Source organism: Paenibacillus sp. KS-LC4, assembly GCF_036894955.1.
In the GTDB taxonomy this organism is placed as follows: Bacteria; Bacillota; Bacilli; order Paenibacillales; family Paenibacillaceae; genus Pristimantibacillus.
Map to the genome: position 1 here is coordinate 4,844,636 of NZ_CP145905.1, position 25,713 is coordinate 4,870,348.

The 25,713-nt window shown below is 42.3% G+C and carries 26 protein-coding genes and 1 pseudogene; 6 read left to right on the forward strand and 21 right to left on the reverse strand.

Annotated features, from left to right (window positions below; translation table 11 throughout):
* Nucleotides 1-89: 89 nt before the first annotated feature.
* From V5J77_RS20495 to V5J77_RS20520, 6 genes and pseudogenes are all read right to left on the reverse strand, one after another.
* Nucleotides 90-443 (reverse strand): hypothetical protein, encoded by a 354-nt coding sequence (locus tag V5J77_RS20495; protein ID WP_338552691.1) that lies wholly within the window; start codon nt 441-443, stop codon nt 90-92.
* Between the two features lie 53 nt (nt 444-496).
* Entirely contained in the window at nt 497-877 is a 381-nt protein-coding gene (locus V5J77_RS20500) for a VOC family protein (RefSeq protein ID WP_338552692.1), read from the reverse strand.
* A gap of 84 nt (nt 878-961) precedes the next feature.
* Nucleotides 962-1,486, reverse strand: coding sequence for a DinB family protein (locus V5J77_RS20505; RefSeq protein ID WP_338556954.1), 525 nt, complete (start codon nt 1,484-1,486; stop codon nt 962-964).
* A gap of 91 nt (nt 1,487-1,577) precedes the next feature.
* Entirely contained in the window at nt 1,578-2,066 is a 489-nt protein-coding gene (locus V5J77_RS20510) for an NUDIX domain-containing protein (RefSeq protein ID WP_338552693.1), read from the reverse strand.
* Nucleotides 2,067-2,108: 42 nt separating this feature from the next.
* Nucleotides 2,109-2,657: a GrpB family protein gene (locus V5J77_RS20515; RefSeq protein ID WP_338556956.1), complete on the reverse strand. Its 549-nt coding sequence runs from the start codon at nt 2,655-2,657 to the stop codon at nt 2,109-2,111.
* Nucleotides 2,658-2,687: 30 nt separating this feature from the next.
* Nucleotides 2,688-3,185 (reverse strand): annotated as a pseudogene (locus tag V5J77_RS20520) (YfiT family bacillithiol transferase); the annotation flags it as partial.
* Nucleotides 3,186-3,392: 207 nt separating this feature from the next.
* Between V5J77_RS20520 and V5J77_RS20525 the strand changes: the two are divergent.
* Nucleotides 3,393-4,151 (forward strand): class I SAM-dependent methyltransferase, encoded by a 759-nt coding sequence (locus V5J77_RS20525; protein ID WP_338552695.1) that lies wholly within the window; start codon nt 3,393-3,395, stop codon nt 4,149-4,151.
* A gap of 43 nt (nt 4,152-4,194) precedes the next feature.
* Here V5J77_RS20525 and V5J77_RS20530 read toward each other — a convergent pair whose 3' ends face one another.
* From V5J77_RS20530 to V5J77_RS20585, 12 genes are all read right to left on the reverse strand, one after another.
* A complete protein-coding gene (locus V5J77_RS20530) occupies nt 4,195-4,941 on the reverse strand; it encodes a sulfite exporter TauE/SafE family protein (protein ID WP_338552696.1) in 747 nt (248 codons plus the stop codon).
* 248 nt (nt 4,942-5,189) lie between these two features.
* Nucleotides 5,190-5,567 (reverse strand): hypothetical protein, encoded by a 378-nt coding sequence (locus V5J77_RS20535; protein ID WP_338552697.1) that lies wholly within the window; start codon nt 5,565-5,567, stop codon nt 5,190-5,192.
* A 174-nt stretch (nt 5,568-5,741) separates the two neighbouring features.
* Nucleotides 5,742-6,296, reverse strand: a complete 555-nt coding sequence (locus V5J77_RS20540; protein ID WP_338552698.1) for a GNAT family protein — start codon at nt 6,294-6,296, stop codon at nt 5,742-5,744.
* Between the two features lie 48 nt (nt 6,297-6,344).
* On the reverse strand, nt 6,345-6,890 hold the full coding sequence (locus V5J77_RS20545) for an O-acetyl-ADP-ribose deacetylase (protein WP_338552699.1): 546 nt from the start codon (nt 6,888-6,890) through the stop codon (nt 6,345-6,347).
* Nucleotides 6,891-6,919: 29 nt separating this feature from the next.
* Nucleotides 6,920-7,831 carry a hypothetical protein gene (locus V5J77_RS20550; RefSeq protein WP_338552700.1) on the reverse strand — a complete coding sequence of 304 codons (912 nt, stop codon included), beginning with the start codon at nt 7,829-7,831 and terminating at the stop codon, nt 6,920-6,922.
* A 120-nt stretch (nt 7,832-7,951) separates the two neighbouring features.
* Nucleotides 7,952-9,022, reverse strand: a complete 1,071-nt coding sequence (locus tag V5J77_RS20555) for a glycoside hydrolase family 88 protein (protein WP_338552701.1) — start codon at nt 9,020-9,022, stop codon at nt 7,952-7,954.
* Nucleotides 9,023-9,067: 45 nt separating this feature from the next.
* On the reverse strand, nt 9,068-11,596 hold the full coding sequence (locus V5J77_RS20560) for a hypothetical protein (RefSeq protein WP_338552702.1): 2,529 nt from the start codon (nt 11,594-11,596) through the stop codon (nt 9,068-9,070).
* Between the two features lie 5 nt (nt 11,597-11,601).
* Nucleotides 11,602-12,426: a carbohydrate ABC transporter permease gene (locus tag V5J77_RS20565; protein WP_338552703.1), complete on the reverse strand. Its 825-nt coding sequence runs from the start codon at nt 12,424-12,426 to the stop codon at nt 11,602-11,604.
* A complete protein-coding gene (locus V5J77_RS20570) occupies nt 12,426-13,331 on the reverse strand; it encodes a sugar ABC transporter permease (RefSeq protein WP_338552704.1) in 906 nt (301 codons plus the stop codon). The genes V5J77_RS20565 and V5J77_RS20570 overlap by 1 nt, the downstream gene beginning before the upstream one ends.
* 96 nt (nt 13,332-13,427) lie before the next feature.
* Nucleotides 13,428-14,729, reverse strand: coding sequence for a sugar ABC transporter substrate-binding protein (locus tag V5J77_RS20575; RefSeq protein WP_338552705.1), 1,302 nt, complete (start codon nt 14,727-14,729; stop codon nt 13,428-13,430).
* Nucleotides 14,730-14,764: 35 nt separating this feature from the next.
* A complete protein-coding gene (locus tag V5J77_RS20580) occupies nt 14,765-15,631 on the reverse strand; it encodes an AraC family transcriptional regulator (RefSeq protein ID WP_338556959.1) in 867 nt (288 codons plus the stop codon).
* Nucleotides 15,632-16,346: 715 nt separating this feature from the next.
* Nucleotides 16,347-17,030: a class I SAM-dependent methyltransferase gene (locus tag V5J77_RS20585; RefSeq protein ID WP_338552706.1), complete on the reverse strand. Its 684-nt coding sequence runs from the start codon at nt 17,028-17,030 to the stop codon at nt 16,347-16,349.
* Between the two features lie 357 nt (nt 17,031-17,387).
* Between V5J77_RS20585 and V5J77_RS20590 the strand changes: the two genes are divergently transcribed.
* From V5J77_RS20590 to V5J77_RS20605, 4 genes are all read left to right on the forward strand, one after another.
* Nucleotides 17,388-17,870 (forward strand): DedA family protein, encoded by a 483-nt coding sequence (locus V5J77_RS20590; protein ID WP_338552707.1) that lies wholly within the window; start codon nt 17,388-17,390, stop codon nt 17,868-17,870.
* Nucleotides 17,871-17,905: 35 nt separating this feature from the next.
* Entirely contained in the window at nt 17,906-18,472 is a 567-nt protein-coding gene (locus V5J77_RS20595; RefSeq protein WP_338552708.1) for a methyltransferase domain-containing protein, read from the forward strand.
* 111 nt (nt 18,473-18,583) lie between these two features.
* Nucleotides 18,584-19,264 carry a response regulator transcription factor gene (locus V5J77_RS20600; protein WP_338552709.1) on the forward strand — a complete coding sequence of 227 codons (681 nt, stop codon included), beginning with the start codon at nt 18,584-18,586 and terminating at the stop codon, nt 19,262-19,264.
* Nucleotides 19,257-20,363: a HAMP domain-containing sensor histidine kinase gene (locus V5J77_RS20605; RefSeq protein ID WP_338552710.1), complete on the forward strand. Its 1,107-nt coding sequence runs from the start codon at nt 19,257-19,259 to the stop codon at nt 20,361-20,363. The genes V5J77_RS20600 and V5J77_RS20605 overlap by 8 nt, the downstream gene beginning before the upstream one ends.
* A gap of 193 nt (nt 20,364-20,556) precedes the next feature.
* Here the strand turns inward: V5J77_RS20605 and V5J77_RS20610 are convergent, their stop codons facing one another.
* The 3 genes from V5J77_RS20610 to V5J77_RS20620 form a co-directional block, all read right to left on the reverse strand.
* Nucleotides 20,557-20,985, reverse strand: coding sequence for a hypothetical protein (locus V5J77_RS20610; RefSeq protein WP_338552711.1), 429 nt, complete (start codon nt 20,983-20,985; stop codon nt 20,557-20,559).
* Nucleotides 20,986-21,321: 336 nt separating this feature from the next.
* Nucleotides 21,322-23,487 (reverse strand): 1,3-beta-galactosyl-N-acetylhexosamine phosphorylase, encoded by a 2,166-nt coding sequence (gene gnpA / locus V5J77_RS20615; protein WP_338552712.1) that lies wholly within the window; start codon nt 23,485-23,487, stop codon nt 21,322-21,324.
* Nucleotides 23,488-23,499: 12 nt separating this feature from the next.
* A complete protein-coding gene (locus V5J77_RS20620) occupies nt 23,500-24,519 on the reverse strand; it encodes a glycoside hydrolase family 88 protein (protein WP_338552713.1) in 1,020 nt (339 codons plus the stop codon).
* Nucleotides 24,520-24,751: 232 nt separating this feature from the next.
* Here V5J77_RS20620 and V5J77_RS20625 point away from each other — a divergent pair, with 232 nt between their 5' ends.
* On the forward strand, nt 24,752-25,693 hold the full coding sequence (locus V5J77_RS20625) for an AraC family transcriptional regulator (protein WP_338552714.1): 942 nt from the start codon (nt 24,752-24,754) through the stop codon (nt 25,691-25,693).
* The last annotated feature ends 20 nt before the right edge of the window (nt 25,694-25,713 follow it).

Sequence of the window (25,713 nt, forward strand, 5' to 3'; positions counted from 1 at the left end):
ATATAAACTAAAAAGCAGAAGCCCCTGTATGACTAGGAGCCTCTGCTTTTTGAATATATGATTTGATTAGGTCTGTTAGATACATAAAACTACCATGAATCAAGAATAAAGAAATCGTCAAAGGCTTCCCCTTCAAGCGTAAAAAGCAGCTTATATAATCCAATCTTTTTAGCTCGATATACAATTGGAATATAGGATACAACATAATCAAAGCCATATGAAATCAGCTCGTTATCTTTTGTTTCATCCCACTTATCTATGAATAGAGCTACACTTTCTATCTTAACGGTTAAAAATACATGATCGAAATCCTCGCCAAAAACTTCGTGAAATTCAATTGGCTCTTCTTCAATATAGTTGTTAAAGCACACCCAAAAGCTAGCAAGAGTTGTTTTTTCAATGTCATATTTAATTGCCCATTGTTTTAATTCATTGATCATCATTTCATCCTGCCTTTGATTGACCAGCTCGAATTTTCTTATCCATTTCCCACCATTTACTGTTTGTTCCCAACAGCAATCCATCTTCTATCAATATCTTCAAATACAAATTCCTTATTGTTATAGTCCGTCGTTGATAATGGTCGAACGATCGAAACGCCTAATGCTCTAAATTCATTTTCCATTTCCTCTTGGTTATTTGTTATAAAATAAGCATCATATCCATAACCATGAATCTCTCGATTAGGTGCGATAACTTCTTTAGTCGATTTTGTTAAAACGATCTCTATTTGATCCCTATATAAACAAATATGTGGTTCCTCAGAATCAAGATAACGAACGGCTCTAAATCTAAGCAATTCATAAAAATTTGCTGTCTTGTTCATGTCAGAGCTTGGAAAAATTTGAAGACAGTGCGAAAAGCCCTTAGTCGACATCTATTTTCATCCTTTACTAAAACCTTTTCGATTCAATCAGTACTTAATATTAGACTTCTGTTGCGGCTGACCATTACCTTGTTTCTATACATTCAATCTTTTTCTAATCATTCTAATCTGGCCCCTATGATTGATTTCATCTTCAAATACATGAAACCACATAAAATAACGGTTAGCTTGTTTGTTGTACCAAAATGGCTCCTCGACATATAGCCAGTCATCTTGAACTGATTTCAAGAAATCCAGCGTTCTATTTCTTACTTGCTCCATTTGGGTAACATAAAATATTAAATCATTCCCTTTTATCTTTTCTCGCCCTTCTTTACCTAAATCAAGTGCAGGACCCCAAGCTTTAAGCTCTTCTTCATTTAACTCTCTATTTTCAAACGTCTCTACCTGATAGGCATATTCAACAGCAGCAAAGTGCAATAATAATGCACCAATTGAATTACTCTCAGAATCCAGTAAAAAATCAAGCTGGTCCTTCGACAAATCTTTCACTGCCTCTAGTGTAGTAAATCTTGCATAATTCATCATGGAAATGAGTCGACTGATCTGAGGAGAATATCCAGGAATATCGGTAATTAAGTATATATTGTCCATGTTCATCATTGTGTGCTCCTCCGGATTTTCATTTTAATTTCACCTAACACTCTGTGCTGGGCGAAGTTAACAGCTTCTGTGGCTACCCAATACGTTTTCATGACTTTCCAAACCTATGTTTTAAATAGTATTTCAGTCCTGCTCGATCGACATCTGAAAACTGTCGCGGGTCATTTTTCATTAGTTGATAAATATCATCAATAGCTTCCCATCGAATATGTAACGTTTCATCTCCAACAGATAATAATTGCCCCTCTGCTCTACAAATAAAGTACATGCCTATTGAGTCAATGGGTCCCTTAATGGTCTGATACACACAATAGGGCTCTAAGCATTCCACTTCAAATTCAGAATTAATGCCAACCGTGTCAATACGCTTATCACTGCCTTCTACTTCTGTAACGATCAAACCTGTTTCTTCAAGTACCTCTCGTTTTAATCCATCTAATATAGCTTCATAGGGCTCCAATCTTCCGCCAGGCAGCTCTATCGCTTCTTCATTTTTCTTATTACGAACTTGGACAATAATTTCAGTACCATTATTACGTTCTCTCTCAATAAATGCTCTTGCATTAACATAGAACAAACCGTAGTCACCTCATAATTATGATTGTCCCAAACACTAATACTATTGCGCTTCTAATATCCTTTTTATAAAGTCGGTTTTTGCCTCCGTATAAGCTTCTCTGTCTTCTCTGTTTTCTTCTGCTAACTTTCTTTTTAGCTCGGCATATTGCTCAGCCAAATAAGGCTGTTCACGAAGTTTATTTCTGAATTTAATTTGTTGCCCCCAATGTGCTTCGTCCTCTAGCATCAAATGAAGATGACAATCTCTTCGATCATTTTTAACTTTGACAAAAAATCTTCTCCACTCATGTCCATCCAATTCATATGGAACATAACTCCAATCATTAGCTTTCAAACGTTCAATGATCTCTTCTAAATCATTATAGGACTTGATTTTTGCCATCATATCAATAATGGGTTTGGCAGGGAGATTAGGAATTGAAGTACTACCCATATGCTCTATATCTCTCACTCCAAAAGGATAAAGCGTTTCTCTTAATTGCTTAACTTCTTCTGCCCCCTTCATTAACCAAGCGGGATCAGGAGGCTTAATCTCAACTGGTTCTGTGGCCCAAACTGGCCAGTTATTCACTTGAACAGAAGTTTGGATTTGAGCTATGTGATGCTGGTTATGCCATATAAATCTTTGAAGCGCGATATCTAATGTTACTTCCCCTAGCGCTTGAGTTTTCAAGGTTCGCCTGAAATCTTCCGTTTTTAAATGGTTAAGCAAAATCATAAATCGTCTATGCAGTATTTCAATTAGTAATAAAGAGTCCTCAATAGGCACATATTTATTGTCGCTTAATTCTGCCCATAAATCTTCCCGATAAGAGCTTGCCATCGGTGCCTCTTCCGTTAGTGCCCTCTTAAATCTTAAGTAAGCATTCATATCATTATCAGCAAGATGATGAACGATTTGTTTTACTGTCCAGCCATTTTTGCGGTATGTAGTGTTCATTTGAGCAGGCTCCAAATCACTCAAAATCGTTCTTAACTTCTTTATGATTTCTGGTATTTGATTGATGAGAAAAACGCGTTCTTCCTCTGTTGGATTCATTATCGCTTTAAACTGACCTATAGGAAACCGAACATTGTCCATTTCTCCATCAACTCTCCCATCAAGCTTTGTAATCATTACGCATCATACTCAAGCACCTTCACAAGCTCTATTATAGATTATTATACCGTTCTTCTACTCTAAAGGTAAAAAAAGCAAACAAAATGGATGTGATGTAGTATATTATTAATGGAAAAGCAAATTATCCAAAAGCACCACGAATTCACACTTCTTTTTCGTAAAATTCGCAGACACCTAATACACCATTTATAAGGGAGATAATCAGTGATAAGTTACTATGGAGAGCTTTGCACGAAAATGTATGAAAGTGATAAATCATTAGCAGACGGCAAGGAGCTTGATTTTTATCTTTCTTTTGCTGACAGAAAAGATATTCGTGTACTTGAACCAATGTGTGGCAATGGGAGAATGTTGATACCCTTTATGCAACGTGATATACAAATAGAAGGTTTCGATATTTCAGAAGATATGCTTAAGGTTTGTATAGAGAAAGGCAATAAAAATAACTTGAAACCCAACGTGTATTATCAAAAGATTGAAGACTTTGTTAGCTCTCATACATTCGATTTGATCATTATTCCGTTTGGATCTTTCTCACTTTTGCCGAACCAACTCGTTAATAAAAGCCTAGCCAATATGAGATCCGTACTAAAGGAGCAGGGAAAACTTCTACTGACCATTATGTTAAAAGGTAATGATATTGAAGAGAGTTCAGATTGGATACAATTAGAAAAAAAATATATTAACAATGAATGGATTGTTATATCCAAAAAAGCTCAATATCATAAAGAGCAATCTACGCTCTTTACGAAGTTGAAATACCAGGTAGTTACAGAGGATAAAATCGAAAAGACAGAAATGATGGATTTTCCACTTCGCCTTTATGATGTTAAAGAGTTTGAAAATATACTTAAGACGAACGGTTTTCATCATATTCAGTTGCATGAAGTGAAGGATGGATATGGTGAAGGAAACCATTTCCATGTGTTTGAGTGCTCCTTAACGGAACTTAACAACAATTAATTATTCCAATCGAGGAAGCAATACTAAGTGTCATCAGGTTGCTCTACACGAGCTTCAAAGAACCCAGAATCGTCCACAACCCCGAGAGGATGATGAGCCACAGCGTCAGCTTTTTAAACAGCTGGTCATTCAACTTTTTGATCGCTATAATGCCAATAAAAACACCGATTAACATGCTTGGAACAAATAGCGAGGTGTACATTACCACTTTTGGAGTCAATAAGCCGCTATAATAAAATGTGCCAATTGTAATCATGTTTAATATGACGCCGTATACGGTGATGTTCGCTCTGAATTCATTTTTGCTGTATCCCTGATTGGACAAAAACAATGCAACCGGAGGACCACTGAGCGAGATGCTTCCATTTAATAACCCGCTTGTCATGCCGATAGGGATAAAAGCGATTTTATCATTACGGACAGGGAAGGATTTCCCTAATAACAATAGGCTGGCAAAAGCAATAATGAATATACCCGTAAATCCTTTTAGAAGGTCTGCATTTAGATAGACAAGCAAAAAGGTTCCCAGCGGGGCCGCCAATAGGCTGGAAAGGATTAATATCCATATTTTCTGAATGGCTACATGCCGCCAACTATTTAGAAGTACGATCATATTTGTACATAGACTGAGGATGACAACGATTGGGACGACCTCTTGTAGCGGAATCATTTTCACCAAAAAAGGCATGGTCACTAACGCGAAGCCAAAGCTCGTTAATCCTTGAATAAAACCCGCTGCCAGCACAATAAATAGGCCTAAGATGAGAAACATATTGATTTCAATGTCCATAAAAGCTCCTTATGCTCCAAAATGAGCCTTTAGTCGAAGCGCTGGGCTTCCTTCCATTGGCTCTTATCATATTTTTGTTATTATATATAACCGAAAATAAAACCGTTATATCGCTTGCCATCTTTTCTGAAGCTTTTTAATGCCTTCATCCACCAGCGATCCAAAGAAAGATGTCCCGTTACGGGAAAACAGTACACTCCGTGACCAGTGAACGACAAGCACGGGGATGGCTCCCTTCAATATAACATTTAATTCCGGTGTGACATAAGATCAGAATTAGCAAGCTCTACTGCAACAGCAATCGTAAGCTGCGGATATCTTCTAAGACCCTTTATATAATGACGATCTATTGGCTTACTCTCTACTATAGGTTCTATGCTAGTATCATATCTATCAAATTCTATACTTGCAATTGTATTGTTATTAATAAGTAGAGTTACGATATCTTCTGACTCCTCTGGCAACCAAAAAATAATATAAGCCGTTCTCATCTCAGGAAAAAAAGATTTAATCATCTCAAGCAATCTTGATTTACTTTCGTCATTAAATAAAGCACGATGTTCTCGTATTAAATGACTTTGAATATCTGACTCTGTTTTTGTATGTTTTAATTTGATTAACTCCATGTTATTCACTCCCCTAGTAAAACGCAAAGCTACAGGCTAGCTTCCAATCTGATTGGCAAAAATACCGTTTGCAGTAACTATCTCATCACAAATCACTTTAGAGAATTTTAATCGACTAATTCGATCAAAATGTAAGGTTTCAACAATGGTTTTGCATCAGGTTGAAAAATTTTTTTAGGCTTTGGAACTTCCTCTCCACTCTTCACCAATCATCCCGTAAGTTACTCGATCTAAATATTTGCCGTTTAGAAATTCGAAGCAGCGAATGGTTCCCTCTTCCGTAAACCCTAAGCGCTCAGGAACGGCTCTACTTCTAATATTGCTGGTAGCCGCGCATATTTCAACTTTGTTTAATTTTAGTTCTTCAAAAGCATGTTTCATAAATACGGAACACGCCTTGGTTGCTAAACCCAATCCTTCAAAATCCTTAGATAACCAATATCCGATTTCCGTCTTCTTGCTTTGCCAATTAAAATATAAAAAGCCAATTGATCCCGCTAGTTTTTCTTTATGCCAAATCCCAACCCAGTAGCCGTTATTAGCTGCAAATGAACTTAACGTTCGTTTGATAAATTTCCGTGTATCATTAATTTCGTGTGTATGATTGGGAAAATCAAGCCATTCTCCAATACTGTCTCGACTCTTATCAATTAACTCAAATAATTCTTCCGCATGTCTATTTTCTAAAAGTGAAATATAGGAATCCTGATCTATGATGGATTTGAACATATTTTGCCCCCTAAGGATCTGACTTTTGATTTACCTGTCTTCTTGAACCTACATATACAATTCTTCAAGCATCTTCTGATAGATATGATCGTTTTCTTCATCAAAACAAACAAACTGTATGTGATCTATGACTGGATGCAGTTCAATATAATGTTTGACTGATGTCAGCGCAATTTGAGCTGCAACGTTTTTGGGGAAACGATATATACCTGTGCTTATATTAGGAAACGCTATGCTTCTTATATGATGCTTACTTGCTAATTCCAAGCTATTTATGTAGCAGCTTTGCAGTTTTTTCTCCTCATCAAGCTTTCCATCGTTCCATACCGGACCCACTGTGTGTATGACATACTTCGCGCTCAACTTACCAGCCGTCGTTATAACTGCATCGCCTACAGCACAACCACCTTGTCTAGCTCGTATTTGTTTGCATTGTTCAAGTATTTCACTTCCACCAGCACGGTGAATGGCGCCATCTACGCCCCCACCGCCAAGTAAGCTCGTGTTTGCAGCATTGACAATACAATCCACTTCAGATTTTGTAATATCCCCCTTTATTAATTCAATGGTTGTCGAATTGAATTTTATCCTCATTTTCCAACCTGCCTTTCGCACCCTTCAGCTCAATCGCTTATTCTATTAAATGCTCGCAACGTTTTTAACGTATTTAAAGTAATAATACCTGCCCATTCTGTTTCAGCTAACTTCCACTCCTCCTCAAATCTTCCCCAGCTCCAGTTCGGTTGCCAACAACCTTCCGTAGATTGACTCATGATGATCTGATCAAGCTCTGCTGGAATAGCCTCGGAATACTTATGATAAAAAAGAGACGCCGGAGAATCAACAACTTGCAGGGGCGTAGCACAATAGCCCTTTCTATCCTCCTGTTTCACAACTACACATAAATCTAAAAAATGCTCCAGTTTTTTCATAAAATGATTCAATCGTTCACCCGACATTCGAGCAGCTAATCTCAGATAGCAGTAAATTTCGTGCATTTCTAGCTCTTCACAATTGTCTAGATATTGCGTTGCTTTCACAGTGATTTCACTCACGATATGATCAGGCAAGGTCTTATTATATTGATAAAAATAGCCCAATACTTCTGCATTCGGATTTCCCCATTGCGGGCTATGCCCTTGATAATTCCACCATATTGCCCGCGGGGCTTCATCTGCCTCCACAGGGATGATCTCCCATCCCATATGCTCTCTTGAATATTGCCTAGCTAGGTAATTCATTGCTCTAGCAACGGATTCATGATCTCTTGAAACTTTCATGCTAGATAGGATCTGTAAAGCTGTAGTTGTTGCAAGCACTGATGATGCATCACAACGCAAATCCGGCTCAAGTCCTTTGCCAAATCCACCATCATCATTCTGATATCTGGTTAACTCCCTAACGACGTTATCTGTAGTCCCGCTCTCAAATTCAAACTGAAATAACGCTTGCTCAAGCCTTCTTCCTTGATTCATAATAAATTCTCTTGATTTTTCAAACTGTGCTTTTGATAAATTTATCATGGAGTTTTTCATAACTATTCCCCCGTCTGAATTACACCTTATGGCTTGGAATAATATTACTATAAAATCGCAAAAAAAGGGAGGATACAGGAACCTTCATTCCCATATCCTCCCCACAAGCAAGTCTTGCTATTATTCGGTGCCAGCAGCGTTCAAGCCCTCTATGAGGACGAACAAAGTCAGCGCCTGTCCATAGCCCATCGGGCTAAGCGGAATATCCTTATAGAACTGGGCATCATGGCCGACAGGAGTTCCGTAGGACACCTGCTGTACGACTCCATTATCATCAATGTGCCGCAGTACAGCTTCAAGTGCCTTCAAGCCTGTCTGACGATAGGATTCATCTAAGTAGCCATAGCGGATTCCCTTGAGAATGCCGTAGCCAATCGCCGCCGTTGCCGACGCTTCTTTGTAAGAGTCCGCTTCATCAAGTACGGTGTGCCACATGCCATCCTCTTCCTGAAGCTTGCTCAGCGCTCTAATTTGAGCAGTCGCCGTATCCAGCAAATAGGCTTTCAGCCCTTCTTCTAGCGGCGCGATATTAAGGAAATCAATGACTCCCGCCGTGTACCATGCATTGCCTCTGCCCCAATGCACAGCGCCATAATTATGATTTTCGTTAAAATCCCAACCATGATAGAATAATCCGGTTTTCTTATTATACAAATATTTGATATGCACAAGGAACTGTCGCTTAGCTTCCTCCACATACTCCGGTTTATTGAAGTAAATACCTGCCTTCGCCAAAAATAGAACCGTCATAAAAAGGGTATCTATTAGAATTTGCCCGTCATTGGCATCTCCGGTTATCATATGCTGAAATGCGCCATCTCCCGTACGCAGCAGCCCATCCATAATCCAACTGCTCCATTCCTCACAGACACGCTCATATTCCTTGTTCCCCGTAATCTCACATAACGAAATTAGCGTAAGAAGCGGTGCGCAGGTATTCACATTTTTTTCAGGCAAGCCTTCCATTAACCTGGCCTTGTACCAGGAATCCAGAAATTCCAGCACCTCAGCATCCTTCGTTGCCTCATAAAGCTGAAGCAAGCCATATAGACCGACACCTTGCGGCCATTCCCATAAGTGAATATCAATTAGTCCAATGGGAAACTGCTCATCCATTGTTGTGTTTTCCATGGACTCCATCGCATGGGATACCTTCTTTATTTTCTCCAGCAGCATCGTCTTGTTCAGCATGTTCGTATTCGCTCCTTTGCTTTGTTGCCCCAGGCTCGGTGAGTGCTACATGTCCAGCAGCTGTAATTGCCCTCTCACGCCATAACCGCCGTGCACGATTTCCTCTCCTTTTATAAGGAAAGGCTTATCCATTCCCCACTGTATTTGACCATGCATCGGGTCTACTAGAGTAAGAGATAAGGCTTGACTATCGAATTGCGGGCTTGCCGCTACCATTTGGTTTTTGAATTGATCGAAGCTTCCGAACTGCTGCTCGCTGCCTGCCCTGATGATCCAGGCGTTGCGTAAGCCGTGCGAGATAAGCTCACGCTCCTTCGTCACCCCAACTGTCTCCATAGCTGCCCCATTGGCCGCATAAATGGCCGCATATCCTTTATCCAGACGAGCAAAATACCAGTTGCCCTCCCTTGTCCATTCCGTGAAGGAATAGGAAGGAAAATAAGCATGAGTCCAATCTGAGCTATGAGTAGTCGGAATATCAAAAATCATTAATGCTATTCCCTCATGCTGAACTACATCGGGCAATATGCCATTTCCTGCCCAGAAGCAAGGTCTGCCATCTCCATGCTTATAGATTTCCGCCGGATGATTTACCCAAATTTGCGCTTCAGGGGACAGAGATAAATGGTTGACATGCTCCTGATAGCCTTGCTTGCCTGGGCGGAAGCGAATAATAGACGATAGGGTGTACTCCGCAGTCCGATTATGATAAAGCTGGGCATACCCTCCCTTGCCCTGCTGGTTGCTGAACACTAATTGCTGTTTTTCACTGAGCAGCAAATGCTCCTGATACGCTGCTGGCGGCTCATAATTCGATAAACACAAGGCGACATTGCTTATCGAATAATTGTTAACATTGCCGACTCCATATCCGATCCAGCACATGGATGTCGTTCCCGCTGCATAATGGCCGAGCAATTCCTTCTCGTAGCTGCGTCCGAAGGTTGTCGTCATAACGCCTCTGTGCATTTGAATCGTAATATAATAGTAAAGCAGATCCATCGCTTTTTTGGCTTGCTCCCGTAGTTGCTCGCTAAGGGCAAATTCATAAATATGCAGCAGCCCTACCGCATCTATAGGAATGTAAGCGCTAGAGTTCCATTCTGCAAGCCCTTCATCAAAGAAGCGCTCGAACCATAACGCGAGCCTCTGCTCAGCTTTTTCACGATGCACGTTACCGGATTCCCCGCTGTTGCTGAACGTTTCTTCCCCGAAAAGTTGTCCGGCCAGTAGCTCATTGGTGTGAAACAATAGAGCATGGTTTTCACTGAAAAACCACATCACATCATCACCCGGCTCATCAATCCAATAGCGATAGCCTAAAATGCTTGCTTTCACCCGATCCCAGAACGCTTCCGTAAACAGACCGCTGTTGCGCTCATCTCTCCAAAGGCGGAACAGCCCGACCAGGTAGAAATCACTGCAATCCTTACGCTGCTCTATGCCTTCCACACCATCCAGCAAAATCTTCTCCGCTGCCTGGATATCGCCTCCTGTTTTCAGCATGGCGATAGCTTTGTGTATATTAGGACTCCCCTTCTCGGCAATACAACGAAGGGCGAGGGATTTGCGAGCTTCTATATCTGCTGCATGCTGCGCAGCCTCATCATAGGTCGTATCAAACGCTTGACAGCCGAATTTCTTCGTCAATACAACATTTGAAACAGAGATGGTTAATGTGAAATAGACGTAATGATGGCCAATCTCATTCGTATGCCCCAACGTTAAATCCGTCGCGCCCTCGGATATGCTTATCGTTTTATTTTCCGTACCATCAAAAAAATTACCGTACTGAATATCAGCCTCTGTCACGATAGAAGGAAAGGGAAGCGGAAGCCGCAGCTTAATTTCCTCCCCCTTAAAAAGATCCGAAGGAAAATAAGCCTGTTCCAATGCCTGCTCTGCCGCTTGCACAAGCTGAACCAAATCAGGAGCGATAGGTAAAGAAATCTCCAATTCCTCGCCGCCTAAATATTCCACTGCGAAAGCATACATCGTATCCCGTTCGGCAAGATCCTCCCAGCACGCATAAATTTCATTATATCCGGCTGTAAGCTGAGCCTCGATGACGATTTCCTGCTCCTTGTTGCGGGTGAGCGGGGCAAAGTCTGTTACTTGCTGTCCATTAATCCACAGCGCCAAGCTGCCATAGGTTCTCACCCGTAAAGAGGCCGTATGGCTAGTAGGGGATACAACCCGTGTCGCCGCATAGCTGCGCAGATGAGTGGGAACGAACCAAAAGCCCGATCTCTCTACTCTCGGATTATTCCAAGGGGAATAAATCTCCCAAGGCATTCCATCCTCTATTCCCTTCGGTGTGTCTCCTGGCGATGGGAATTCATTCCATTGCTCGAAGAAGCGAGCCGGGGGCTGCATTCTCCGATTTTCTACAAATTCCTTGCGGCAAGGATTCTCATGAATGGCAAAACCCTCAATAAGCCAATCATTAATATCTCCCTCCATCGTCGTCGGGACAAATTTTACAGGCTGCGTATAAATCCCGCTAATCATCCAATGATTAATCATTTGATTTTTGCCCAATTTCATTGGCTTATAATTTAAGGCGTCAGACACTCAAATCATCCTTTCATCCCTGAAGTAATCATACCGCTAACAAAATAACGCTGGAAAACGAGAAAAACGATAAGCACTGGAATCATCGTGATTACGGACATGGCAAGCAAGCTTCCCCAGTCCACGCTGTATTCGCCAATAAAATTAGAAAGTGCAAGCTGAATCGTATATTTAGCTGGATCACTAATTGCTATTAATGGCCATAGGAAATCATCCCATCTCCACATAAAGGAGAAAATCGCCAATACAGCAAGAATAGGCTTGGCAATAGGAAGAATAATACTCCAGTAAATTTTCCATTCCCCCGCTCCATCCATACGTGCTGCTTCGAGCAGCTCATCCGGTACAGTCAGCAAATACTGTCGCATCAGGAACACCCCGGTTGGAGTTGCTGCGGGAGGGATAATAATCGCAAGCATGCTGTTATACATGCCAAGTGCGCTCAGCACCTTAAAGATCGGAATCATGATAACCTCAATCGGGATCATCAGGGTGGATATAAAACCGATCAATATAATAGAGCTGCCGCGGAAGCGGTACTTTGCGAGTGCAAAGCCTGCCATGGAATTGATCAGGAGCAGCAAAATCGTTGAGGATAGCGTCACGATCGTACTATTTTTGAAATACAAGCCAAAATTTCCTTTGTTGAACGCTGCCGTGAAATGCTCGAAGGTTAAGGGCTGCGGCCATAGCTTAGGAGGATAACTGTACAGATCCGTATTCGTTTTTAAAGCAGAAATGACGACCCATAATACCGGCAGCAGCCAAAACAGTGCTGCTACACTTAATATACTGTAGATGGTAATTTTAGTTAGAGGCTTAAGCTCCATTAAACAGCACCTCCCTTGGACATACGGAATTGCAGAGCAGAGAACCCGCCGATAATGATAAACAACATCACGGACATCGCACTAGCCAGACCAAGCTCCTGCTTCGTAAAACCAATCTCATAAATATATTGAACAATATAGGTCGTTTCTTTACCCGGTCCGCCGCCCGTAAGCGCAAACATAAGGGGAAACGCTTTGAACGCATCAATAAGAGCGAGCATGAATACGAGCAAGCTTGTAGGCTTCAGAAGCGGGAGAGTAATATGACGGAACACCTTGATGCCCGTTGCTCCATCCAATCGTGCGGCCTCATAGTAATCCGTAGGGATTGCTTGCAAGCCCGCTATAAAAATGACCATGAAAAATCCGGCTCGTGACCATACGGTCGCGATAATAACAGCCGCATTGGCCCAAAATGGCGAGGTTAGGAAGCCGATAGGCTCCACTCCGATCACAGTAAGCATATGATTCAGAATGCCGAATGAATCTCCAAAAATCCACTTCCAGGTCAAACCAACAATAATAAAAGAAATCATCGTCGGCCAGTAAAATATGGCTCTAAAAAGGCCTCTCATTCTAATCTCGCGTGCAAGCATCATCGCAATTCCTAATGCTACTGCATAAATTAGCGGAACGACAATCGCTGCATAAATTCCTGTTCGTCCAATCGTCGTCCAAAATTCCTTATCCCCAATAATCTTGATATAGTTGCCGAGCCCATTAAACTTCATTGGATTCAAGCCATCATAAACATGGAAAGAATAATACAAGCCCAATAAAGAGGGAATTACGATAAAAACACCGAAGATCAGGAGGTTAGGAAGAACGAACAGATAAGGAGCAATGGCGAGTTTCCTCGTCTGTCCTGTCTGCTTTTTACGGTTTAAACTTTGACCTCCGCTCATCTGCTTACCCCTTTCAAATAAATTCTATAAAGAGGCGGCTTGACGGATATAGATCCGCCGCCTCTTTATTGTCGATCATTGCCTTCTTAGGCTGGCCTATTGGTTTGCAATAGCATCGTTAATCAGCTTGGCTGTCTTGTCCATTGCTTCCTGAGAGGTCGCCTTATCCGATAGAACATCAATAATATTATTTTTCAAATCAGTCGAAATTTTAGAAATGATGGTCTGTCTGGACCAGTCATTTGCTGCAAGCGGCGAAGTATTTTTCAGCTCATCCGAGAAAACCTGATACATTTCCTTGCCAAATGAATAATCCAGCACAGCGCTGTCCTTGCGCGGACTCATGAACAGAGATTCCTGATTATATTTAGAGTTCACTTCTTTGGACGTTAAATACTTAATAAATTCAGCTGCCTCTTTCTCATTGCCGCTATCTTTGAAAGCCATAAGGAATTTTCCACCTGGTACCGAGGAACGTTGTGTTCCTTTCGGCATATAGGTAACTCCCCATTCAAAATCAGTGATGTCCTTGTAGTTGCTGATCATCCAGTTGCCTGCCCAGTGAGCAGCCACCGTGCCTGAACGGAATAGATTATTAGGATTTTCTCCGCCAAGCCATACGGAATCAGGCATAATTCCATCTTTATGAAGCTGCTTGAACATATCCATAGTGCGAATTCCAGCTTCACTGTTAATCGCTGCTGCTTTGCCGTCTTCCGTTAAGATGCTTCCGCCGTTCTGATACAGAAGAGTAGACCATCTATGCGGCGTGACATCCCAAACCATGCCGTATCTTGCTCCGCCCTTCGCCATAACCTCTTTCAGCGCAGCTGTATACTCATCCCACGTCCACACATCATCTGGTGAAGTCGGCACTTTGACGCCCGCTTTATCAAACAAGGTTTTGTTGTAAATCAGTCCATTCGCTGTTACATCCATAGGAGCTGCGACCAGCTTGTCATTAATCACATAATAAGGCTTGAGCGAATCAATAAATTGACCCTCGAATTGCTCTGCACTGTCGACGTATGGAGTAAGATCCACTGCCTGATTAGCGAATGATCCTGTATCCGTGATACGGCTCAGAGCAGGCGGCTTACCGCCGGAAATCATCGTTTTCAATTTGGTTTGCAGATCCTTAAAGCCGACTTCAATCAGATTGATTTTGACATTGGCATTGGCCTGCTCGTAATCTTTAATGATTCCCTTCATGACTTCACCTTCATTCCCATCTGAGAACCATAAGAAATCAAGAGTAGCCTTCTCGGTACCTCCGCCGCTATCCGTTTTGCCAGTATTGCCAGTGTTAGTGCCGGCATTGCCGCAAGCCGTTAGCATAATGAGCGTCATGATTAAAACCAGGCTAAGACTGAGCTTGAGGTTCGTTTTACGTTTCATACAAACATCTCCTTTAAATGGTGTAATGGTTTCGCTTAGCTAAGCACTTTGTTTTTACGGAATTGCTGTGGCGATGCACCTACATATTGTTTAAAAGCTCTACTAAAATATTCAGGTGTGTTGAAGCCGAGTGTTTCTGATATGGACAAAATCGGCTCATTCGTAGACAACAGCAGCTTTTTGGCTTCAGCCACCCGTTTCCTTATTACGTAATTGCTTATGGTGTAGCCTGTTGTCTCTTTAAAGGAATGACAAATGTAATACTTATTCAAATGAAGCATCTTGGACAGGTCATCCAAAGAAACATTCTCCGTGTAATTTTGGTTCAAATAGTTAAGAACGCGGCTTACACTTGTTTGCTTCTGGGAAGGAGCTGAAGGCTCATTTTCAGACTGCTCCATCTTCATTTTTCGGTAGATGCGCAGCAGCAATTGCGTCAGACTCATCTTGACCATCATTTTATATCCTGTATGATTGGCTTCCATCTCCTCCTTAATTCCTTTGAATATGCCTTTTATTTGTTCACGCTCCTCCAAGGACCAATGCACCAACAATCCATTAGGATGACGAAAAATAGACATCAGATTGTCGAGCTGGCTGACGCTTAGCAAATCCAAAAGCAACGCTTCTGTAAAATTGACGAAGCTTCGTTTGTAAACGATTTCTCTTGAAGGATTAACCCGGTGCGGCACCGCCCCCCTAAATACAAACATGTCACCGGGCGAAGGCTTGTAAATCCTGTCACCGATTAAGAAGGTGGCATCCCCCTGTATAAAATAATGAATTTCATAACCGTCATGAGTATGAATAGGCCATTCATCCTGAAAATTATCCGCTTCTGAGCGCACATAAACTTCATTTTCCTCCAGAGCAACATTCGTCGGGGTGTGGATGGATAGCACCAATAACGGCCTCCCTTCTATGGGTAAGATAAGCAATATTGATCAACAATCAAAAATGATAGCGCTTTATAATGAATTGTAGCATAGGCATTCAAATAAAATCAGCACTATATTGCTCTATTATTGATCAAAATTGTTGAAAATGATGTGAACGCCTTCACAAGAGCATAAATCTCCATGAACCTTCCAGACACTGGTTATTTAGCTGAGTTGGTGGTGCCGCTTCCTAGATTCGAACGCTACATTTGTCGTAACCCCTATGCAGGCAGGCTTAGCTTCATAATAAAAAAAGACCGCATGTACAGCCTGGAGGCTGATCATGCCGTCTATAAAGATATGGTTCAATGATACGCTGATTTGTTCTGTCTAAGTTTAAATATGAAGGCAGTTATACTTTATCCAATACCTTTTAATTATATTCAAAGCTTTTATGTTATAAGTCTCCATCAATATAGCAGCCTGCATCAAAACCTTTCCTCTTAGCATTCCAGGTAAGAAGAGTGTCCTCGGGGTATCCAAAGGTAAATAGCAAGATACAGAGCGTTTATAAATACGCATGTTCTTCTGTATTGGAAGAATTCGTTTCTTCAATTAGCAACGACCTAATTTCTTGTAATACTTTAGCTCCGGTTCTAATCCAATGCGTTCTAATCAAATATCTTCCCTGTCCATCATTATCACCTCGAATTTAGCCAATATCATTTTTTGTATAACATCAAGGCTTGTTTGCCTTCCATATATATCTATACTCTCTCAATCCAAGCTTTCCGTTCATTTTACTCTGTTCAATCTTCACTTCTAGTTCCTTCTTTAACTCAGGCTTAGTATAATCGGGATTTCCGGGACTTCCTGAAATAAACTTAGCAAATTCAATCTCATTAGGGAAAAAAATAAGCGCGCTATTAAATTCTTCAATTTCAATGTTAATGAAACCATTACTGTTTAATCTGTTTTTAACCGTGTCCAATGCTCCCGAGTGAATTCCGAATATCGTGCCTCCAGAACAAAGGATTCTACTGTGATTTAATATTGAGGTTGGTCCTCTTCTATCATAAATCAAGTCAAATTGTTCATCCTTAAAGGGCAAGTCGCTCTTGGTCGTAGCGTATACAAACCTAGCATTTTTCACATTACTTTCTTCTAACAACGTCTCAGCAATTTTAATCATTTCAAAGGAATTATCAAATCCAATGATTGATTTCGCATGCCTCGACATCTTAAGTGTAAAATCCCCATGTCCGCATCCCGCATCAAGCACTGAATTAAAATTTGGCAGCATATCCACAAGTTTTGCTTCAAATATCGGCTCCGCTGAAACTCCTTCAATGGTAAATACCGCATTATTTTTATAACCGCCATTTCTTCTAGCAATCATGTCATACCATTCAATCCCCATCATTTTACCTCCATGTATATAAATTTTTAATAGGTTACGCAATATGAATGATCGAGTCTGCTTCCATATGCATGGGCAGTCCCTCCTTATTTTCGAATACCAAAAAATATTCTGACATAAAATGACCTCCAAATTTTCTTTTTGCCTACTATACTTTCAGAAAATAAATGAATATAATTCCAATCCGTTTCAGTATACCAAACTTAGAAATTTACAGCATAACAAAGTGACCTCCCGATTGCCTCTAGAAAAGTTCTATTTTTTAGTTCTATTCTTTAGATTTTCTTTAGAAAGTTACCCATAAGCTCCTCAGAAGTTTTCGTTATGATTTCTCTAGCAAAACAAACGAGGAGGCTCATCATGCTTAGCGACACAATCCTGCGGCTATTCGAGCAGCACGGTTATCTGATTTTTTATTTAGCCTTCTCCTTAGGGCCCTTTGGCATTCCTGTCCCGAATGAAATAACGATCCTTACAGGCGGCATGTTGAGCAGCACCGATGCTTTAGATCCGTGGGTAACCTATATCTGCATTTTAAGCGGGCTATTAACAGCCATTTCGCTCTCCTATTGTGCGGGCCGAATTTTTGGAGAGAGATTAATATACAAGTTTCAGCATAAGCGACCGTTTCAGCGGGCGGAAGAGATTTTTAAACAACGAGGGGATTGGGCGATGTGCATTGGCGTATTTATTCCAGTCGTACGGTATATTCTCCCTCTGTTCATCGGGCTAAGCGGTGTAAAATTCAGAAGGTTTGCACTGCTTTCCTATCTTAGCGTTTTATTTTGGACCATTACATTTTTTACGGTCGGCAAATACTTTGGCACTCATCTGCTAGCCTAGCCATCAAGAAAAACGAAATATTGGAGGTACATCCATTGAGCATCAGGGAATGTCTACTTTTTTTGCAACGCTTTATTCAAAGCCCGAAACGAGTCGGAAGCGTTATGCCCAGCTCTCGATTTCTGGCAACAAAGATGGTTAGCTCTATCCCCTTGCACAATGTTAAGGCGGTCGCTGAGCTTGGAGCGGGTACAGGGGCAATCACACGCTTTATTAATAAACGGTTATCCGGGTCCGCTAAAGTGCTGTTGTTTGAAATGGATGATTTGATGAGGAAAAATTTACAGTCGGAATATCCGGATTTCATCAGTCATCCAAACGCCTGTCACTTAGTTGAGAGGATGAAGCAAGAAGGCATTGAGCAGTTGGATTGTATTGTCAGCGGATTGCCCTTTTTTAACTTTTCCAGCGAGCTGCGAGAAACGCTGCTTGAGCAGACGATCAAAGCTCTCAAGCCAGGTGGAGCCTTTATCGCCTTCCAATATTCCCTGCAAATGAAAAAACAATTTTCCGAACATTTTATTATTGAAAAAATCGAGCTTGTGCCCTTCAATTTCCCCCCGGCTTTCGTATATACGTGCCGCAAGAAGGAAAACCTTTAGTCGAAATAAACAATTTTGTTTCAAATGAAAAAACATTTGTCCGATACATTTATTATTGAAAAAATTCTCACCCGTATTGACCTTACAAACTCATAAAAGGAGCAGCCTGTCATGCATACCGTGCTTGTTGTAGATGATGATTCGGAGATTAGAGATGTCATCCATGTCTACTTACGAAATGAAGGATATCGAGTCATTGAAGCCGCAGATGGTCTGGAAGCTTTAGCTGCCATACAATCTGAATCCATCCAGCTTGTCATTTTGGATGTGATGATGCCGCGGATGGATGGCATTCAAGCCTGCTTTAAAATTAGAGAAATATCGAATATCCCCATTATTATGCTGTCGGCCAAGGAAGAAGACATTGATAAAATTACAGGCCTAACGACTGGCGCAGATGATTATATGGTGAAGCCATTTAACCCATTAGAGCTGCTGGCTCGAGTAAAAGCCCAACTGCGGCGGCAATCGCTAATTGGAAAAGAAGAGTATGACTCGCTTATTTTAATCAAGGATCTTGTCATTGATAAGAATAAACATTCCGTTAAGCTGAAAGGCAAGGATATATCCTTGACCCCTCTGGAGTTCGCTATTCTGGTGCTGCTTGCCAGCCGTCCCGGGCAAGTATTCGGCGCTGATAAAATATACGAAAGCGTATGGAAGGAGCCTTACGGTTATTCAGACAATACCGTCATGGTACATATTCGTAATTTGCGGGAAAAATTAGAGGAGCGCCCAAGAGAGCCTCAATATATTAAAACGGTATGGGGAGTTGGCTACAAAATTGAATGACTCGGTGCAAAAGCCAAAACGCCAGAAAAAAATTCAAGTTAACATTTTGAGCCGTATCGCCCTAAGTATCATCATCTCTGTTTTTATAAATAATTTTCTTATTTTGCTTTTTGAAAAGATAGGCACCTCCATGGAATCGCCTTGGCTGCTCTCTTTTTTTCCTTATCTGATCACCCCGATATTTATGGTCATTTTTATTTTGACCTTTCTAATTTTAACTAGACGTATCGTTAAGGATTTAATTACCCTTGAGCGCGGGCTGCAATTTATTACTGAAGGGAATTTGAATTATCGGGTAGCTGTCAATCGGCATGATGAGCTTGGCCGAGTTGCCTATAACATTAATCGTATGACAGAGCGCCTTGAGCAGCAAATCGTGAAGGAACGTGAATTAGAGAAATCTCGTATGGAGATGATTACAGGCATTTCACATGACCTGCGAACGCCTCTGACCAGCATCATCGGCTATATCGAGCTTTTGAAATCAGAGTCCTATAAAGATAAGGACGAATATTCGCGTTTTGTTCAAAACACATATAACAAAGCGATTCATTTAAAGAAGCTGCTTGATGATTTATTTGATTATACCCGCCTTAGCTCGATCGAAACGAAATTGGATTTAAAACGGATTGACGTGCATCAGCTGCTGTATCAGCTGCTTTTTGAATTTGAGCCTATCGCCCAGGAAAATAATCTTCAGATTGAAACTGATATCGGCAATACGCCCCTGCTTGCTCGCATAGACAGCGAAAAAATGGCCCGAGCCATCGAAAATCTTTTGATGAATGCGCTGAAGTACTCCATAAAGCCGGGAACCATCCGCATTTTTATGAAAACGGACAAAAATCATATGACTATTGTAGTCGAAAATAAAGGGCAGCCTCTTACACAGGAGCAACAAAATAAGCTCTTCGACCGCTTTTATAAAGTAGACCACTCCAGAAGCAATGATGGCATACAAGCGAGTGCCGGGCTCGGCCTTTCGATTGCCAGAAACATTATTGAGCTGCATGGCGGAACCTTAACCCTTGATCATAAAAACAGCATTTTCAGGTTTAAGCTGACTCTGCCTTTGGAGGATAAACCCGATATTGTTTAGAAAGAAATTTGTAATATCAATCTCTTTGCTGATTGGAGAATATTTTTTCTATACTCCACAATGCTCTACTACGAAATTTCCAGTTAAAAAAAGAGACCCCTAGCCCGCTGCCAGCAGGCTTCGAATCTCCGATGCTTTCGATATAATCCATTTAAATCTTTATCTACTGTACTTATTAATTGTTCAGTTCATCTTAAATGATAACAATAAAATAAGTATTCGGTGAGTATCCACTAATTTGGGCTCCAATTTCAATATTTACAACGGCACCTGGATTACACACAATGTCGTAGCGATAATAGCCAAATTCCTGTACTACCGGGTTAATCAACTGCACGCCTGTTGCATTAATAGAGCCTGGAACATAGTTAAAGCCATCGGGACTATCCACAATTAGCGTATATGTTCTAGTGTACGAAAACGTATTCGTAAATTTGAAATAATCTTTATCCCCAGGCGTTAAAGTAGGAAAAGACCAATCTCCCGCACTAAATATGTGCGGATTGCTTGCACTATCAGGCTCAAACGGCGGGACATACACAGCGGCACTCGCACTTGCCGGAAGCACAAGCACTGCAACTAGAATAAATGTACTTAACATAGCCATTAGTTTTTTCTTCATAAATTAACGTCTCTCCCTATACACTCTCATATAATGGACTGGCCAGTCACGTATATAAAATTACCATTTTTGTTATTAATTATAAATAGATATTTGGTATCAAATTCCTTTTTTTAACATCTTAAACTTCCTCTTTTTTCTCTTGTTTTCTTTCTTTACTCCCTCGTTTCCCCCTGTTTCTACAAGTGCTAACAATGACAGCAATCGACAGGGTCAAAATAACTTAAATCGGAATAATGCAAAAAGGCAGCAGGCAGCCCATATGAGCTGCCTGCTGCCTTTTTGCATTATTTGTTCTACATTTGGACAACTTGCAGATTCATTCGTGTTCTATTTTTATGAACCGCCAATCGTCCTGATCATCGTATCATACGGAGCTAGCTCAAACGTCTGCTGTCCATATTCCGTATCAATGGTCGTGCTTTGCGGCTGGTCGCTGTTGTTAATTGCAACGAGCATTTTACTTTCCGGGTAATACGCGCACTCTGTATATAGGTTGTCGGTCAGGTATTTTGTTTCATGCTGCTCGTTGCCAGCATAGCGGAGCAGGTTCAGCAGCAGGCGAGTATTTTCCAAGCTTAATTCGAATGAAGGAAGATAGATTCCCTTACCTTTGCCGAAAGCATGTATGGACAGCGTGATTTTTCCGTCCGACTCCTGTGCCACAGTAACTGATCCATCAGTAAGGTAAATCCCCTTCTTCGCTTTAATGCTTGCCCCGACAGGGATCAGACCATGCTCATCGCTGGCCTCATAAGTCCACCTGCCATGAACGACTCTGGCACCGGTATCCTCATCCACACCGAGAATATGGGCCATTCTGAAAAAGCTGTCATACCCTTCAACCGCCGAAGGCTGGTTAACCCCAATAAACGTACCACCCTCATACACCCATTTGGTCAGGATGTCCACGCATTTGCTGTCGTTCCAGTGATATCCGCCGCTCCAGGCTGAGCCGGCCGAGCCTGCATTGATCACCACATCATAATCTTTCAGCCTTCCTTGGCGAATATCCTCAAAATCAATGAAGCCCACCTCGACCGGCAAGCCAGATAGCGCCTCATTAATATGAATCAGATCATGCATATAGGTCTCATGAAAATGGCCCGACAGCGTCCATGATCTCAGCTTGCCCCAGCTGTGCAGAACAGCAACCTTCGTCTTGATCTGATAAGGCTTTCCTTGCTGATGCAGCTCCTTGATTTCCCTAAACTCATTGGCAATCTTCTCGATATAATCGCAGAAATCCGGGTACGGCTCTACGAGATGCAGGTAGCCGCCCAAGCCAATTCGATCAATCGGCTCTCTTAGCAAAGCCCTGCGAATATTAATCCAGTATTTTTTGGCATCCAGTGTCGGATCGCCGCCCTCCATGAAGGTAGGCAGCCCGCCTAAGCCGACCGGGAACAAATAAGGATGCAGCCGGATTTCATGCGTGTCCACCTTGATCCCTGAGCACATCCTTGCTTCGTAACCCGAGAATACGCATTTGATCATCCCGTCGAAGCCAAACTCCTGAAAGCGGTCATTATAAGGCTCCATGCCGACCCAGCTGTCATCGTAGAAAACGTAGGCCAGCTTGCCGTGCTGATGGACAATGTCAATCAACCGCTTGCTGAAGCCGATGACAAAATCATTAATAAAAGCCATCCAGTCGAGCTTGCGCTGCTCCGCGGGCATATGACTGACGCGATATTTGCCGCCATTTACAAAGTCCTCGGCCGTCAGCGAATAGCCGTACTGCTTGGCGAACAGGTCAAGCGCCTTGGCGCTCACCGTAAAATCATAGGAGCCCCAATCCGAGAACAAATGGCGATTGCGCTCGCTGCTGCCCCAAATCCAGGCAAAATTATAAAATAAGGAGGTGAACCGAACGACCGTCGTTTCCTTATGCTGAGCGCACCAGTTTTCCATCCAGTTCAGCATATACGCCTGCGTATCTGCGTACATCGGATCAATCTGCATGAGATGCTCTTTAGTCCAGTTATTCGTGGTGTGATTATACATGGAGATTTCTTCCCAGATCCGGTAAGCCATGAAGCTCACCGTATATTTATGCCAAGGCATAATTCCGGTAAGGACGACATTTCCCGTTTCGCGATCATAGTTCCACTGGTCTCGCGGAACCTCCTCCCCAGTCGTTCGGTCAACCACTTGCCAATATTTAAACGCTTCCTTGGAGTCATTTACTTTGAACTGCTCAGCGAAGAAATCCTCCATCACATAGATGGTTAAGTAATCCTGCACGGCTACCTTCGGATGCGTAATTAAAAAACACTGCTGGAGCTTATCCAAATTTTGCGATGCCCATTCATTATGGTCTCTAACGATACAGATTGTAGAATAGATCCCATACCCTGCATGGATGATTTCATCGGACAGCTTCGTACCATCGCTGTCACGAATGACGTCAGCGCCCCAGCGCTCGGCTAATTCCAAGGTCAGTGCCTCATAGCCGGATTCACCCGGAAGGGTAAAGGCCCCCGTCGTTTTTTTCGACAAATGGATTCCCTCCTATTTCACCATATCGGATAGAAAAGCGAGTGCTAAGCCTTGCCCCCAGCCTTGAATCCAATCTTTTGGAATGTTGCGATACCCTTCACGGTCCTTCATGACGGCCGTACCGCCAGAAACACCAAGCACTCGTCCATCTGCGCTTATATTTTCCAAAATGCCCTTGAGCGCCTTCTGCACATATTTCGTATGCAGCGGATTGCCATTATTGATCATAGCCGCCGCAATGCCGCAGGATGCAGATACCTCCTCATAGGATTCCTCGTCATCAAGCAAGGTTCGCCACAAGCCATTCTCCGTCTGCACAAGCTTCAGTGCGGCCAGTTGGTCCCGAACCGAGCACTCTACGTCCATGCATTGCGGGTACAAATACCATTCCTTCAAAAGCGGCTTAACCTGCGACATCGTATAGGCGCCCCAAGCATTCGCTCTCGCCCAGTAAAACCCGGACATATGATCCTGCTTCACATTATTGTAGCCGTGGTACCAGAGCCCGGTGCTAGGGTTTTGCAAATATTTAATATGCCAGTAATATTGATTCAGAGCATCCTCAATCATCGCCTGATCCTGAAGCTTGCTGCCTACCCGCAGCAGGAAAAATGCCGCCATAAACAGCGTGTCCGCCCACGCCTGCTCGGGAAAATCGTTAGAAATGGATACGGTATGCTGCAGCACATGGTCCCCGAATCTCAGCGCGCTATTTTGCAGATAATCAACCTTGCTCATGACAATGTCCCAATATTTCTGGTTGCCCGTCTCTTCATATAAGGTAATCAGCACATGGCCCATCGCACAGGTGTTGACCGTCCAGTCCGGCAAGCCCAGCTCCATATATTCATCCGCCCAACTGATAAGCTTGTCCAAATACTCTTTATTTCCAGTTGTCTGGTAAGCTCTGGATACGCCGTAATAAGCGACTCCACAGGGCCAGTCCCATGTTAAATCCATAGCCAACGTTTTTTTGGCAACCTGATCAATCACACTCAATATTTCTTCTCTGTCATAGTTAATTTGCAGCATGTATAAAAATCCCCTCTCCCTCGCATATGCCCTCAAAGGTAGTTAAGAGCCATCTGACATATTGTAAACGCTTCATAATCTCTATTGTAAGCAGTAAAATGTTCTATATCTAAGCGTATTCGCAGAAAAAATGTGCAATTTCAATCATTTATTCCTGCCCTTTCATTGAATTTAGAAGCCCTTTCGCCTATAATCAACTCAAATTAACGTATGGAGAATGGGAGCGTCGAGCATGCCCAGAAAAAAGAAGCCTGTCATTGAATACCGCCACTACAGCCTGCCCATCAGCTTCCCTGTCCTGCTGTTAAGCGGAGAACGCTGGCGGATTTCAGATATTAAAAGCGAGCATCTTCATTTCCACAATCATTTGGAAATTGGCATCTGCTATTCGGATAGCGGCAGCATGGAGATTAAAGGAGAAACCGTCCCTTTTAAAGCGGGAGACGTGACCTTTCTTCCCAGATATCTCCCGCACACGACATATAGCGCGCCTCGCACAGCCAGCCTGTGGTCCTATCTCTTTTTTTCACCGGAGGAGCTGTTTCACTCTTCCTTTAAAAGCGCTTACAGTAGCTTCGAGCCGAATTTGTTAAGAATGCAGGGAAAAAACTACATTTTAAATAAGGAGCAGTACCCTAAGGTATATACTCTTGCGACGTCGATTGTAGAGGAATTGCAGCAGCAAAAGCCGTATTATCAGGAAAGCGCCTACGGCTTGCTGCTATCCCTCTATATCGAGCTCATTCGAATTCATTCCGCGACTGAAATAGGGGCTGAACAAGAGGCGGAGCATAGTATGAAAAATGACTTTGTCATCTCTCCCGCGCTAGAATATATGATGACAAACTATATGACCTCTATTACCATTGATTTTCTGGCTGAGCTATGCCACTTAAGCACGACTCATTTCCGCAGAAAATTTCATGAAATAATGGGCAGCGCCCCTCTGGATTTTCTGAACAGCACCCGAATCGAGGAAGCCTGCAAGCTGCTCAAAAGCTCTGACGCCTCCATTCTCTCGATTTCCGAGCAGGTCGGCTTTCATTCCATTTCCAGCTTTAATCGCAGCTTTTCTAGGCTTATGGAAGCAACGCCGAAAGAATGGCGCAAAGGGGCTAAATCGGAGGCGCAATCAGCGAAGGCATCCATATTGGCATTTAAGGGCTGGGTTTGAGTCGGTCGCAATAGAGGGCA